General features: G+C 38.3%; 14 protein-coding genes. 5 read left to right on the forward strand and 9 right to left on the reverse strand.

Annotation, left to right across the window (positions count from 1 at the left end):
• Positions 1-201: 201 nt before the first annotated feature.
• Together ycaO and KKW16_RS07325 are read right to left on the reverse strand one after the other, a co-directional pair.
• On the reverse strand, positions 202-1965 hold the full coding sequence (ycaO, locus tag KKW16_RS07320; RefSeq protein ID WP_215768127.1) for a 30S ribosomal protein S12 methylthiotransferase accessory factor YcaO: 1764 nt from the start codon (positions 1963-1965) through the stop codon (positions 202-204).
• A 136-nt stretch (positions 1966-2101) separates the two neighbouring features.
• Positions 2102-2578: a hypothetical protein gene (locus KKW16_RS07325; protein WP_048953055.1), complete on the reverse strand. Its 477-nt coding sequence runs from the start codon at positions 2576-2578 to the stop codon at positions 2102-2104.
• Positions 2579-2800: 222 nt separating this feature from the next.
• Here KKW16_RS07325 and KKW16_RS07330 point away from each other — a divergent pair, with 222 nt between their 5' ends.
• Positions 2801-3607 (forward strand): methyltransferase domain-containing protein, encoded by an 807-nt coding sequence (locus KKW16_RS07330; protein WP_215768128.1) that lies wholly within the window; start codon positions 2801-2803, stop codon positions 3605-3607.
• Here the strand turns inward: KKW16_RS07330 and KKW16_RS07335 are convergent.
• The gene (locus KKW16_RS07335) at positions 3604-4302 is read right to left on the reverse strand and encodes a methyltransferase domain-containing protein (RefSeq protein ID WP_215768129.1); all 699 of its coding nucleotides are present in this window, start codon (positions 4300-4302) and stop codon (positions 3604-3606) included. The two genes, KKW16_RS07330 and KKW16_RS07335, sit on opposite strands and share 4 nt — an antisense overlap.
• A gap of 33 nt (positions 4303-4335) precedes the next feature.
• On the opposite strand from KKW16_RS07335, the gene gloB reads away from it, so the two are divergent.
• Together gloB and hemA are read left to right on the forward strand one after the other, a co-directional pair.
• Positions 4336-5037 carry a hydroxyacylglutathione hydrolase gene (gene gloB / locus KKW16_RS07340; protein WP_215768130.1) on the forward strand — a complete coding sequence of 234 codons (702 nt, stop codon included), beginning with the start codon at positions 4336-4338 and terminating at the stop codon, positions 5035-5037.
• 186 nt (positions 5038-5223) lie between these two features.
• On the forward strand, positions 5224-6540 hold the full coding sequence (hemA, locus tag KKW16_RS07345; RefSeq protein WP_215768131.1) for a glutamyl-tRNA reductase: 1317 nt from the start codon (positions 5224-5226) through the stop codon (positions 6538-6540).
• 107 nt (positions 6541-6647) lie between these two features.
• Here hemA and KKW16_RS07350 read toward each other — a convergent pair whose 3' ends face one another.
• From KKW16_RS07350 to hmrM, 5 genes are all read right to left on the reverse strand, one after another.
• Positions 6648-8102, reverse strand: a complete 1455-nt coding sequence (locus KKW16_RS07350; RefSeq protein ID WP_215768132.1) for a glycoside hydrolase family 32 protein — start codon at positions 8100-8102, stop codon at positions 6648-6650.
• A gap of 78 nt (positions 8103-8180) precedes the next feature.
• Complete coding sequence (gene cscK, locus KKW16_RS07355; protein ID WP_048953049.1) at positions 8181-9107, reverse strand: fructokinase; 927 nt, start codon at positions 9105-9107, stop codon at positions 8181-8183.
• Positions 9108-9176: 69 nt separating this feature from the next.
• Positions 9177-10364, reverse strand: coding sequence for a tyrosine--tRNA ligase (gene tyrS, locus KKW16_RS07360; RefSeq protein ID WP_048953048.1), 1188 nt, complete (start codon positions 10362-10364; stop codon positions 9177-9179).
• A 225-nt stretch (positions 10365-10589) separates the two neighbouring features.
• On the reverse strand, positions 10590-11306 hold the full coding sequence (gene sfsA, locus KKW16_RS07365; protein ID WP_048953047.1) for a DNA/RNA nuclease SfsA: 717 nt from the start codon (positions 11304-11306) through the stop codon (positions 10590-10592).
• 8 nt (positions 11307-11314) lie between these two features.
• A complete protein-coding gene (gene hmrM / locus KKW16_RS07370) occupies positions 11315-12709 on the reverse strand; it encodes an MATE family efflux transporter (protein ID WP_215768133.1) in 1395 nt (464 codons plus the stop codon).
• A 42-nt stretch (positions 12710-12751) separates the two neighbouring features.
• Between hmrM and ribE the strand changes: the two genes are divergently transcribed.
• A complete protein-coding gene (gene ribE / locus KKW16_RS07375; RefSeq protein WP_048953045.1) occupies positions 12752-13366 on the forward strand; it encodes a riboflavin synthase in 615 nt (204 codons plus the stop codon).
• Between the two features lie 70 nt (positions 13367-13436).
• Here the strand turns inward: ribE and KKW16_RS07380 are convergent, their stop codons facing one another.
• Complete coding sequence (locus KKW16_RS07380) at positions 13437-14033, reverse strand: DedA family protein (protein ID WP_048953044.1); 597 nt, start codon at positions 14031-14033, stop codon at positions 13437-13439.
• Between the two features lie 224 nt (positions 14034-14257).
• Between KKW16_RS07380 and rplY the strand changes: the two genes are divergently transcribed.
• A complete protein-coding gene (rplY, locus tag KKW16_RS07385) occupies positions 14258-14545 on the forward strand; it encodes a 50S ribosomal protein L25 (RefSeq protein WP_005633680.1) in 288 nt (95 codons plus the stop codon).
• Positions 14546-14593: the final 48 nt, after the last annotated feature.

Raw genomic sequence — 14593 nt, forward strand, 5'->3', positions numbered from 1 at the left:
CTTTGTTTCATAGAATTTGTAGGAAATTTTCGTCTGTTTGAGCCGTTTGCGGCGAGTTCAGAAAATTTCCGTTAAGCAAATTCTATGAAAAAAAGGAAATAAGGAAAAGCAGGGGCGCTTTTCTTTTGCCTACTTTTCTTTGGCGAAGCAAAGAAAAGTAGGTCGTACTTTCAAGAATTGAAAGTACGAAATAAGCCTAATTTATTTTTGATGTGCTAGTTTAGCTTTCTGCAACTTCCCATAAGCCCCTAACAACGCCTGATGTTCCTTAAAGTTTTCCAAATTTTCATCACTTGCAGGAAGATTGTAGAACGGATTACCCCCTTCAGAGACAGCTGCCCAAGCTTGTTTAACCGCATTTTTACCATACATTTTCTCAAACACTACACGATATTGTGCTGGGTCGCGATTTTCATCTAAATGTAATTCAATGATGGAAATTAATGCGCGGTAATAATTCACACGTTCTGTGGTGAATACGGAGCTGTTCATATTAAGTGTCCAGTTTGCCCAATCTAATGCTTGTTCTAATTCACCTAATGCCAGGTGGAGCATAGATTTTAATTCACCGACGCGTAAGGTTGTCCACCCGCTATTTTTAGGTGCAACGATACCGATAAATTCACGTACGCGAGTTGCATCGTCAATATCTTGTCCGTCTAATTCGTCTAATAACTCTTGATAGGTTTCTGCATCGTGATGCCAATTTGGTAAATCGAGTAAAATTTCGCGCCAATCCATTCCCATATTGTTGTTGGCGTAAATTAAATCGTCTGCAGGATAAATATCAGACATGCCTGGCACAATAATACGGCACGCATAGACATCCAAATGGTTGTAATCCATCACGTAAACTTCTTTTTCATCCGCACGGAAAATTGCCATTAAATTATTGTATTCTTCTTGCGTTGTACCACTGAAATCCCAATCAGCAAATTCATAATCAGGCGTTTCTTTGAATAAATCCCAAGAAATTAAACCGCTCGAATCAATAAAGTGGGTTTCTAAATTAGCGTGTTCAGCCACATCATCGTTATTGAAAGAGGGCGGAGAGAACACATCTAAATCTTTCAAACTGCGACCTTGTAAAAGTTCTGTCACCGTACGTTCTAATGCCACTTGGAAATTTGGATGTGCACCAAAAGAGGCAAAGCAAGTGCCGTTATTCGGATTTAATAATACGACGCAAATAACAGGATATTTTCCGCCAAGTGAAGCATCAAAAGCATAAATTGGGAAACCTTCTTCCTCTAATTTCACAATGGAAGCTTGAATAGATGGATAGCGATCCATCACAGATTTTGGAATTTCTGGCAGACTGATCGCTTCAGCGATAATTTTGTTTTTCACATAACGCTCAAAGACTTCTGACAAGCCTTGCACGCGAGCTTCAAATTTCGTATTACCCGCAGACATGCCATTTGAGACATAAAGGTTGGCAATAATACTTTGTGGAATGTAAACGGTTTGTTCGTCCGATTGACGAACATAAGGCATCGCCACGATCCCGCGATCATAATTGCCAGATTGTAAATCTACCAATAATTCAGGTGTAAGCTCGGCATTAGGATCAAAATAATCCAATAAATAATCATCTAAAATGCCATTAGGCAGTAAAGCATCATCTTCAATCGGGAACCATTTTTCATTGGGATAATGTACAAAATCGCCGTTTGCAATTTCTTGCCCTAAATAGAAATCAGCAAAGAAATAATTAGTGGAAAGACGCTCAAAATATTCGCCAAGGGCAGAGGCTAATGCTGCTTTTTTGCTCGCCCCTTTACCATTGGAAAAACACTGCGGGCAGTCTTTATCGCGAATATGCACAGACCACACATTTGGCACAGGATTCAGCCAAGATGCCTCTTCAATATTAAAACCAAGTGCGGTCAATTTTTGCTGAAATTTTGCAATGCTATCTTCTAATGCGGCATCTTTGCCAGGGATAAACGTTTGTTCTGTCATTTTTGTTCCTAAATGAGAAAAAAGTGCGGTGAATAATAGGGGAGTTTTAATAGCGGGGCAAGATTTTTTCGGCAAAAATAAACCCCGAAACACTTCGGGGTTTTTTACCGCACTTTTAACGTATATTTGATTGGCGTTAAAGTAACGTTGGATTGAACCGCACTTTCAACGCAATCGTAATGGTAGCGAAAATTTTTTCATCGTTGAGAGGAAAGTTTTCACGTAAAGTGCGGTGGGAATCAGTTATGTTTATTTGAGCTTGTGATAATTCATTTAATAAAATTGGGAGAGAAAGATTGAGTTGCTCAGCGATTTGTTGAATAGAAAAATGTTCGAAAGTCATCATCAAGCGATCCAAATTGCAATAAGAGGGCATGCGATTATGGGTGATGAGATCGGTAAATTGAGTGTTGATTTTTACCCATTTCTTCTTGCGGTTATAAAAATGTAGTAACAAACCAAATACGGTAAATCCAGCAAAGAAAAGATGAATGTCTAAGGCTTGAGTAAAAGGAAATCCTAGCCACATTGAAATGCCACTTACAACAACGAAAAGCAAACTTAAGGCTAATCCCCACACTAAGAAAAATTTATAAATCACTTCAAATTTCATTGAATTGTCCTTTTCTACAAAATAACCATAGGAAAATATAGAACACCTAATATTATAGAATCCTTTTATCTCATTTTACTACGCTATATTTGAATTAATATATCGATGCTGTAGAATTCGTTGTAATGTCTCATTTTTAAAATGAAAAAATTCTTACTATTTTAACCGCACTTCGCCCGAACTTTTACATCAACATTTGAATAACTACATTGAAAAATCACTATGACTATTTACGACATCAATTTTGCTGAACTGTATCAACAACACTTAATCGCTTGTAATCATTACAACTTGCCGCCAACAAAATGGGATAAAAAAGCCGTGAAAATGGCAGAGAACTTAGTCGGCAAGCCTTCTGCATATAATCAGCAATTATTGCAAGCTATGAATGTGCAAGCCGATGAAACAGTATTGGATGTTGGCTGTGGTCCCGGTACCTTGGCTGTGCCTCTCGCACAACAAGGCTCAACGGTATATGCCTTAGATTATAGCAATGGAATGTTAGATTGCTTGGCGCAATTCAAGCAGAAGTTTGGTTTGCATCATCTCACGACATTTCATAAATCTTGGGCGGATAATTGGGATGATGTGCCGCAAGCTGATGTGGTGTTGGCATCTCGTTCCACATTGGTAGACGATTTGGACGATATGATCGAAAAACTCTGTGCGAAAGCGAAAAAACGTGTGTTTTTGACTTCTGTCACACAACGTCATTTTTTAGATGAGGGCGTATTTGAGGCGATTGGTCGTGAAGATATTGGTTTTCCCACTTATATTTATTTACTCAATCGGTTGTATCAAAAAGGCATTCAGGCAAATTTGAATTTTATTGAAACCGAATCCGGTTGTTTTCAAGGTGAAAGCTACGAGGATTTATTAGCCTCGGTGGAATTTTCTTTAGGCGAGCTTTCCGAAAAAGAAAAACAGGGTTTAAAAGCCTTTTACGATCGTAAACAAACCAATAACGAACCCATTTCTCACGGACAGAAAAAATGGGCGTTGATTTGGTGGAATGTGGAAAGTGCCTAACTTTTCAGCTTGAATGCATTTACCGGCTCTAAAAATACCGGTATTTTTGACCGCACTTTTTCTGGGGTGAGAGTCAGTGGATAAGTCCGTTTTTGCGCAATGATTAACGTGAGAGGCGAAAAGATTGTTGCGCGTTTATTCTTGGTTGCGATAGAGCATTTTTCAATCACTTCAAAATTGAGCAATGAAAGCCAATCAATCACACGCCAAGCAGGGTAGTGACGCAGCGGATAATCCCCCATTTTTCTTTTGAAAATCAGCGGACTTAATGGATTAAATAAAGCAATAAAAATCCAGCCATCGTCAGCTAGTACACGATGGGATTCACGCAGAATTTGATGCGGATCTTGCGCAAAATTAAGCGTATTCATTAAAAACACGGCATGGATTTCTTTTTGAATTAACGGCAATTCGGTGAGGCTAGCTTGAACTAAGCTAACTTTAGCATTGCAAAGTGCGGCAAGATTTGGCGTGATTTTGTCGCTCAGAATAATCTGGTGGTGCATAGGCAAATTCGTTGTAACTTCGCCACTTAACTCACCGATTTTCAAAACCTGATGGCCTAAAATTTTGGGCATCCAAGGCATTAGTGTTTGGCATAAGGCTTGGCAATAATCATTCCCCTTTGGCAAATTTTGCCAACTTTCAGGCTGAATGAAAGGCTTGGTCGCTTTGGCATTCCAGTTTACAATCATTTTATTCCTCCATCACAAATGAAAAGGACGATTATGTTATTTGCTTTGCCTGCGCTGAATGATAACTACATTTGGCTTTATCAACGAGAAAATCTGCCTCTTATTATTGTCGATTTGCCTGAGACGGACAAGTTGTTTGCATGGTTAGATAAGCAAAACGCAGCGGTTGAAGCGGTGTTGCTTACTCACGAACATGATGATCATACACTAGGTGTGTCGGCATTTAAAAAACGTTATCCAACAGTGCCGATTTATGGGTCGCAAGAATGTGAGAAAAAAGGTGCGACTCAAATTGTGAACGAAGGGAAGATCCTTACCGAACATTATCAAATTGATGTCATTCCGACGGGGGGACACACTAAACAGCACGTTAGTTTTTTAGTGGATAATCATTTATTTTGTGGCGATGCGTTATTTTCTGCTGGTTGCGGACGTGTTTTCACAGGTAATTATGCGCAGATGTTTGATGGTTTACAGCGTTTGAATTCATTGCCTGACGAGACGATTGTTTGCCCGGCTCATGAATACACCTTGGGGAATTTAGCATTTGCAGAAACGGTGTTGGTGGATAAAAGTGCGGTAGAAAAACAACGTATTTTTGTTGAAACACAACGGGCTGAAAATAAACCAAGTTTGCCGACAACCTTAAAACTTGAGCGAGAAATTAATCCGTTTTTACAAGCAAAAACACTTGAAGAATTTACCGCACTTCGTAAAGCAAAAGATATTTTTTAATCATTTGGCATGATTCTAGTAAATTTATGATGTGTGAATTTGCTCAATGCGTCACAATTCATTAGAATAATGCACCGTATTTTTATCATTAATATGTAGGCTGGATGGAAATAAGGTGTGGTGCTTAAAGTATCATATCTATGTTTTTGAAATTTTGCTTTCTACAGATTATTTTTTAATTATTTTATGACACTTCTTGTTCTCGGCATTAATCACAAAACCGCATCTGTTTCAGTGCGTGAAAAAGTCGCGTTTTCAAATGAGAAACGCGAGCTTGCCTTGCAACAAATTTATTACCAAAACCTTGCTGAAGGTGCTGTGATTCTTTCTACGTGTAATCGCACGGAAGTGTATTTTCATCATCGACAAATTTCGCCACAAGAATGTGAAAAATGGTTGCATAATGCAGAGCAATGGTTTGCTGATATCCATCAACTTTCTTTAGCAGAACTGAATCCGAGTATTTATACCTATCAAAATCAGCAAGCAGCAAATCACTTAATGCGTGTGGCCTGTGGATTAGATTCACTCATTTTAGGTGAGCCACAAATTTTAGGGCAGGTAAAACAAGCATTTCAAATTACAGAAGATTATTATCAAGCTGCTAATTTACCTCTATCAACAGAGCTTTCTCGTTTATTTCAAAAAACATTTTCTACGGCAAAGCGGGTCCGAACTGAAACCAATATTGGCGAAAGTGCGGTATCAGTGGCTTATGCTGCTTGTAGTCTTGCTCGTCAGATTTTTGAATCACTCCGAAACCTAAATATTTTACTGGTTGGTGCAGGGGAGACGATTGAACTCGTCAGCCGTCATTTATTGCGTCATGGTGTGAAAAAATTAATGATTGCAAATCGTACTCGAGAAAGAGCCGTGCAATTAGTTGAGAAATTAGCAACTGAGACGCAGATAGATGTATTTGGTTTAGATGAATTGCAATATGCATTGCATCAGGCTGATATTGTGATTAGTTCTACAGGTAGTCCAAATGTGTTGATCACTCAAGATATGGTGAAACAATCTCAAAAAGTGCGTCATTATGCGCCAATGTTATTGGTAGATATTGCGGTTCCTCGAGATATTGATGAAACGGTGGCAGAACTTGATAGTGTATATCATTATACCGTAGATGATTTGCAAGATATCATTCAGCGTAATTTGAATCAGCGAGAACTAGCTTCTGAACAAGCACAAGAAATTATTTCTCAAGAATGTCATGATTTCTTTGAGTGGTTAAAGGTTCATCAATTCTCTAATTTAATTAAATATTATCGCCAAGATGCGGAGCGAATTCGCCAGGAGCTACTTGAAAAAGCGCAATTAAGTTTACAAAATGGCGAGCTCGCCGAAGATATTTTGCAAGAGCTGAGTTATAAACTTATGAATAAATTGATTCACGTGCCAACACAGACAATGCAAGCAATGATGAAAAGTAGTAATGCCGAAGGATTACATGCATTTTCTAACGCCTTACATTTGGATCATCCGTTGAATGAAAAATAAGGTAAATATTCAAAGAAGAAACCAATATCACTCAGCGATAACTTATCTACGTTCTTTTTAATAATGTAAAAGAATATAGATTTCCTCCAAGTAACACTTCATTTCAGCTACACATATTGAATATGTTTCGGAAAGCCAATCTCAATGTCCAAAGATCGGTTTGTTACAATAACGTTTTCCCTATCTGCGATAAAAAATCTTGATGTCATGGTTTTTTCACCACTATTTAAGAAAATTTCTACAATAGAACGATCAAAGAAAATTTCGATAGTATGAAGTTCGTGTACTTTGCAGTAACGTTGCGATCCAAATTTTATCATTAACTCAGTTTGTGTGGATTGATGACGATCTAAGCAAATTATGCCATTTTCATAAGATAAGCTTAGCTTTTCCTTAGCTTTATTGGAAAAGAAATCTAATGTAAAGGGGCGATTTTGCGCATCAAATTTCAAATAAGCCCGATCTAAATGTTCAACTTCCATTTTTCCTTTTAATGTGAGGGATGAAAGTGCGGTCATATTTTCATAGATTTTTTTAATCGGGCGCTGGAATAGCTGATTATTTTTTAACTGAATTTCGCGTGGCATGGTAAGGGCTGAATGCCATTTGAATTGATTTGTTGGATAAGTTAAATCAGGTAAGCCTATCCAGCCTAGTAGAATAGTATTCTCTTTATTTTCTAAACCTGAAAAGGTTTGCGGTGCATAGAAATCAAAGCCTTGATCAAGTTCTGCAATATATTCTGCATCAAAAGTATGCTGATTTAATTGACCGATAGCATAAGTAGCATGATAGTTATTTTGGAACTGATGAGTTTCACGCGCTTTTCCTTGTGGTGACCAAATAAAAATATCTTTATTGCCTAATTTCATCAAATCAGGGCATTCCCACATAAAAACCTGATGGTTATTAAATTTAGGGACGTCAAGTTCACCCAGTAAACGAGGCGTATCATCTAAATTATCCATTTCAAACAGGAGAGCGGTGCCTGTGAGATTTTGCCGTTGCGCACCACAGATAAAACGAATTTTACCTTCAGGAGTCAAGTAAGGTTTAGGATCCCGTACATGTTCTGTATAACCATTAGGCGCTTTTTCAATCAGCGGACGTTTACTGATAAGCATGCCGTTACAATCAAAAATAGCAAGGTTTTGGTAGGGGATTCGTTGATTATCAGTCAAACGGCGAGTATTTCCCGTATAGAATATTGCTAATTTATTATCGACTTTTAATGCCCCTCCAGAATAACAACCATGAGATTCAAATGGCTCACATGGGATTAAATCATCTGCATGTTGGAAGACTTGAAAGTCATTTGTAATAAAATGTTTCCAGTGCTTCATCCCATGTAATGCATCAAAGGGAAACCATTGATAAAAAAGATGATATTTTTCACCATCAAACACTAAACCATTCGGATCATTTAATAATCCTGTTGGTGGGGCAATGTGATAGGTCGGATAGAAATCTTTATCGCTTTCCACCGTTTGACGTATAGCGTTGAGCTCATCTGGTTCTGCTGCAAGAATACTTTTGTATTTACCGTTGTTAAAAATGATCATTATGGTGTTGTGCCTAAATTGAAATGTGCGAATTCAGTGAAAAAAAGTGTGTGAACCTTTTATTCACACACTCAGCAACTAATTTTCTAAAAATTCAGTTAATTGATTTTTATTTGGTAGGGCAGACATCGCTCCTTTGGCTGTGGTTGCCAGTGCGCCACAAGCATTTGCCTGACGAATAATACGAACTAGCACATCACTGTCACGCCAATTTTCATGTTGAGAAAGTCCTGCTAATAAACCACCCACGAAAGCATCACCTGCACCGGTAGTATCAATTGGTTTTAATGCCTTACCTGCAACGACATCCTTTTCCCCTGCAAGGTGATACAATGCCCCATCTTTACCTAAGGTGACAATAATCAATTTCTCAGGATAAAGTGCGGTGATTTTTTCAAATGCTTTTTCAAGGCTGTCAGTATTGGTTAAAAGCGTTAATTCTTCTTCGGAGAATTTCAATACATCAGCGAGGGCTACCGCATCCATCACAACGCTTTTCATTTCATCTAAGCTTGCCCATAGTGATTCGCGTAAATTGGGATCAAAGGAAAAAAATCCTCCTGCAACTTTAATACGGCGAATTGCTTCAAAAGTTGCTTCACGTGATGGGTTATTAATGAGAGCAATAGAACAACAGTGTAACCATTCTCCAGATTTAAAATGAGGGAGATCATTGGTTTGTAAAAACTGATCCGCACTTGGATTAACCATAAAAGTGAAGCTACGTTCACCATTGTCTAATCCCACTACTACCGTTGATGTACGATGTTGAGGATCGAGAATCATATGAGTTGTATCTACGTTTTCCGAATTAAGGGTTTCTAGCATAAATTGACCGAGAGGATCATTTCCCACTCTTCCGATAAATGCACTTTGTCCACCTAAACGCGCAACCCCCACCGCCACATTTGCAGGTGCGCCACCCGCACAACGTAAATAGTGATTTTCACCGTCTGGAATTAAATCGACTACAGCATCACCGGTTACCCAAATTTTTTGATTCATTTTACGTTCCTTTATACGACAAAATTGATTAAAAATAACCGCACTTTAAAGCGCGGTTATGTTATGTTTTTATTCTACCGTTATACGAGCAAATTTTCGTTTACCCACTTGGTAAACATTTGTACCTTTTGGTGCATTGTCTTTTACGTTATCGACTTTTTCACCATTGATTTTTACACCGCCTTGTTGAGCAGAGCGAATCGCTTCTGAAGTGGAAGGCACAAGTCCCGCTTCTTTTAATAAGGTGGCTAAACCCATTTCGCCAGAGAACGTAAATTCAGGCATTTCATCAGGCATTGCGCCTTTTTGGAAACGATTAATGAATTCCTGTTCTGCGGCGTTTGCTGCCTCTTCATTGTGGAAACGGGCTATTAATTCTTTTGCTAATAAGATTTTTACATCACGAGGATTTTTGCCGTTTTCTACTTCCGATTTTAATTGTGCAATTTCACTTAATGGACGGAATGAAAGAAGGTTATACCAATCCCACATGAGTTCATCTGAAATAGACATCACTTTACCGAACATATCGTTTGGTGCTTCTGTTACACCGATATAGTTGCCAAGTGATTTGGACATTTTTTTCTCGCCATCTAAGCCAACGAGCAATGGAAGTGTAATCGCAACCTGTGGTTTTTTTCCTGCTGATTTTTGTAATTCACGACCAACAAGTAAGTTGAATTTTTGGTCTGTACCGCCTAGTTCTACATCAGCATCTAATGCAACAGAATCATAGCCTTGTAGTAATGGATAAATAAATTCATGGATGGCAATAGGTTGATTGTTGCCAAAGCGTTTTTTGAAGTCATCGCGTTCAAGCATACGCGCAACGGTGTAGTTGCTTGCAAGACGAATCATACCTTCTGTTCCAAGTTTGCTTAACCATTCAGAGTTGAAGACGATTTTGGTTTTTTGTGGATCGAGAATTTTATAAATTTGCTCTTTATAGGTTTCAGCATTGCGCAATACATCTTCACGGCTGAGTGGAGGACGTGTGGCATTTTTACCTGATGGATCGCCTACCATTCCAGTAAAATCACCAATTAAGAAATAGACTTCATGACCGAGTTGTTGAAATTGACGTAGTTTGTTTAATACAACGGTATGCCCTAAATGAATATCTGGTGCGGTTGGATCTGCGCCTAATTTTACTTTTAATGGGCGATTTTCTTTCAGTTTTTCGATTAAATCCGCTTCTGAAAGGATTTCATCAGTACCGCGCTTTAGTTCCGCGAGAACGGTATTAATGTCAGTCATTATTATTTCCTAATTATGTTTTTTGAAAGGTTTTATTATAGGGATTCTTAGCGATTTGTGAATAAAAAAAACGCCTATTTGTGGGGAAATAGGCGGGAATGTTGGAGTGATTATCTGTTGAACGCTTCAAATTAAGAAAACGCTCTGTTATTGTTGGAATGACTAGATGATAATCGTTATCAATAATCTTGTCAACAAGAAAATGAAAATAATTCTCAAAAAATATTATTTTATATAAGGCACCGATTCTGTTAAGGAAAGTGCGGTAGGAATTCCATTAGAAATTTCAAATTTGCCCGCATAAGCATAGGCTTCAACGCCTTGTTCCATTGCTTCTTTTAATAAGCGATCATATTCGGGATCGATATATTCTGCGATCTTGAAACGATCAAAACCATTGTGTAACCCAGCAAATAGCACTACTGAACGATAACCTTGTTTTTTCATTACGAGTAATTCACGGACATGTTTTTGTCCACGCGTAGTAACCGCATCAGGAAACATACCTAAATTTCCTTTGACTAAGGTGATGGATTTTACTTCCACATAGCAATCGGGTAAGCCTTCAGCTTTCAGTAAGAAATCAATTCGGCTATTTTCTTCACCGTATTTCACTTCAGGATAAATTTCGTGATACATTGCTAGTTCTTTGATTTGCTTATTTTGCAGTGCTTCAAAGACAAGTTGATTAGAACGATGGGTATTGATACAGCAAAGTTGCCCGTTTTCAAGTTGAGTGAGTTCCCAAGTATGAGGATATTTGCGGGTTTGGCTATCGGAATGTGAATACCAAATTGTGTCGCCTTTTTCACCGCACCCCGTCATCGCGCCTGTATTGGCGCAATGAATTGTCATCATATCACCCGTGGGTAGTTCAATATCCGCAAGAAAGCGTTTGTAACGACGAATCAACTTTGCTGATTGTAAAGCTGGAAGTTGCATAAAGTTCCTTATTTGAGTTTTTCTAAACGTTGTAAAATGGCGTTATCGCTCATAGCTTGCATTTTTTTCATTCTCAAAGAAAGTAAGATCGCTGCGAAAGTGAGTGAGACCACAAAGGCAATCCAGAAACCTTTCGCATCAATGTGTGGCACAAGCCAATCTGTACGACCCAGTATATAACCAAGTGGCACACCAATTACCCAATAAGAGAAAAGGGTAATATATAAAATGACTTTGGTATCTTTATAGCCCCGTAAAATGCCGCCAACCACCATTTGGATGGTATCTGAAAATTGATAAAGTGCGGCAAATAATAATAAATTTGCCGCCATAGCGATGACAATTTCATCGGTTACGAAAATAGAGGCAATTTCATAACGGAAAAAAATCGTAATTAATGCGGTAATGATTGTCACCGTTAGCCCTAATAATAATGCGGCATAGCTCATTTTTTTCGCATTTTGTGGTGAGCCAGCTCCCAATGCTTGTCCGACTAAAATCGTTGTTGCCATACCAATTGACATAGGGAACATAAAAATGAAAGAGCTGGTATTCAATGTAATTTGATGGCTCGCAACAATGGTTGAGCCTAGCGGAGAAAGCATTAACGAAGTGAGGGCAAATAACGCCACTTCACAACAAAGTGCAATAGCAATTGGCAAGCCTAAACGCAGTAGTTTTTTAAGCGTTTTGGGATTCGGCATTTCAATTAATTGGCTAAATACTTTTAGCGAGCGTTCTTGAGCATTCGTGTAGGAATAGAACATCATCATTAAGCACATTGCCCAGTTCACAATAGCTGTCGCAATGCCACAGCCCACCGCACCAAAAGCAGGCATGCCAAATTTTCCATAAATAAAAATGTAATTAAGCGGAATATTCAGCAGTAAACCTAAAAAGGTAATGACCATCGCTGGCTTAGTTTTGGCAATCCCATCATTTAAACAACGAAAATTAATTAGCATCAAATAAGCAGGCAATCCCCACAACATCGCATGTAAATAATCGCGTGCTAAATCTGACATTTTGCTTTCCATTTGCATATATTGCAGCGGAATTTCACAGAAATAAATCAGCAAACCTAAAGGAATACTCACGCCTAACACAAGCCAAATGCCTTGGCGAACTTGATGGGCAATGCGATGGCGTTGGCCTGAACCGTTTAGGTAAGAAATAGTCGGTGGTAGCGCCAATAATAAGCCTTGACCGAAAAGCACCAACGGCATCCAAATCGATGCGCCAACAGAAATCGCTGCCATATCAGTGGAACTCACTCGACCAGCCATAATGGTATCCGCTAATCCCATTGAGTTTTGTGCGATTTGCGCTAATAAAATGGGTAAAGAGATTTTAATTAATTTTTTAATATCAGCGTGATATTGGGACAAAAGACGAAAATTCATAAATTTGATATACTAAGAAAAATTTTTAGAAAAGGAGAAAATATGTTTACCGGAATTGTACAAGGCACGGCGCTTATTCATTCAATTACAGAAAAGGCTAATTTTAGAACACAAGTGGTAAAATTACCACCTGAAATGCGTAAAGACCTAGAAATTGGCGCATCGGTGGCAAATAACGGTGTATGTTTAACCGTGACTGAAGTCAATGGTGATCTCGTTAGCTTTGATCTCATGCAAGAAACCTTAAGAATTACGAATCTTGGCTTGTTGAAAGTAGGCGATAATGTCAATATCGAACGAGCCATGCAAATGGGAACAGAAATTGGCGGGCATTTATTATCTGGTCATGTCTATTGTACGGCAAAAATTTCAAACATTCTCGCCAGTGAAAATAACCGACAAATTTGGTTTGAGCTGCCTAGTGCAGATGTAATGAAATACATTTTAACGAAAGGATTTGTTGCGGTAGATGGCATTAGCCTGACTATTGGCGAAGTAAAAGGCACGCAATTTTGTGTGAATTTAATCCCCGAAACTTTGCAACGAACCTTAATGGGGCAACGTAAAGTGGGCGATATTGTGAATATCGAAATCGATCCTCAAACGCAGGCCATTGTAGATACCGTGGAAAATTATTTAAAAGCGAGAAATTTATAGTCTATTGAAATAAAAAGAGCGGTTAAAAAACACAGAATTTTTTAACCGCTCTTTTGTTTGATGACTTCGCTTATTTTTTCGATTTTTTCCATTTCCAGAACAGAAATAGGGCAAGTAAAGCGATGAGCATATAAATCACCATTTGACCTTTTTGGATTTGAGCATGTAACCAGTCTAAATTTTTTGCACCAAGTTCGCCTAAATAAACCCAAATTGGCACAGAAATAATAGCAGCACAGAAATCAATTAAGACAAAACGTGTGTAACTTACACGGCGAGTAATGCCAGAGACCATATAAATTGGAGCACGCAAGCCGGGTAAAAAACGTGCGACAAATAACACACGGTTGCCATATTGGCTGAATTTTTCACGCACCATTCTTAAACGTTGTAATGTCACGATTTTACGCATTGGGCGGAAACGTAAAATTTTTGTACCATAAATACGACCAAGCCAATACATGGTCGAATCTCCCGCAAGTACACCAATCATACTGACGAGCAACATTAAATGTGAATTAACACTTTCAGGATAAAGCCCCGCAATCACACCACCAGAAACTAACGTAATATCTTCAGGAATCGGTACACCAAATCCACAAATAATTAAAACAAAAAGAACAGCCCAATAGCCGTACTCAGTAAAAAATCCAATCAGAAATTCCATAATCTTCCTACTTTATTTTTTAATGAATATCGTAAAAAACTGTTAAGCATTCTAATCTTTTCAGGGTAAAAAGCCTAGAAAAAGTTTGCTTTGAAAAGAGGGATATTCTATAATTCGCCGTCTCAAAGCATAGCTCAATGCTTGTCTTTGAGAGCAATATTTGGAAAATTGCTGGGTCGCCTGCAATTTTTTTCTTTTAACATTAATTTAAAGAGAACATTAAAATGGCATTTAAATTTAACGCTGAAGTTCGTACAGCGCAAGGTAAGGGTGCGAGCCGCCGCCTGCGTCACAATGGTCAAATCCCTGCAATCGTTTATGGTGGCAGCGAAGAGCCAGTTTCAATCATCTTAAACCATGATGAGTTAAACAACGCGCAAGCACACGAATCTTTCTATTCTGAAGTGATCACTTTAGTGATCGGTGGTAAAGAGGTTGCAGTTAAAGTACAAGCAATGCAACGTCACCCATTCAAACCAAAATTGGTTCATATTGACTTCAAACGCGCGTAATTTGTATTTATACAGTTTTATGTAAGTTAAAAAAAGCTCGTCAAATTT

This window comes from Haemophilus sp. SZY H8, from assembly GCF_018829755.1.
Classification (GTDB): Bacteria; Pseudomonadota; Gammaproteobacteria; order Enterobacterales; family Pasteurellaceae; genus Haemophilus; species Haemophilus haemolyticus_K.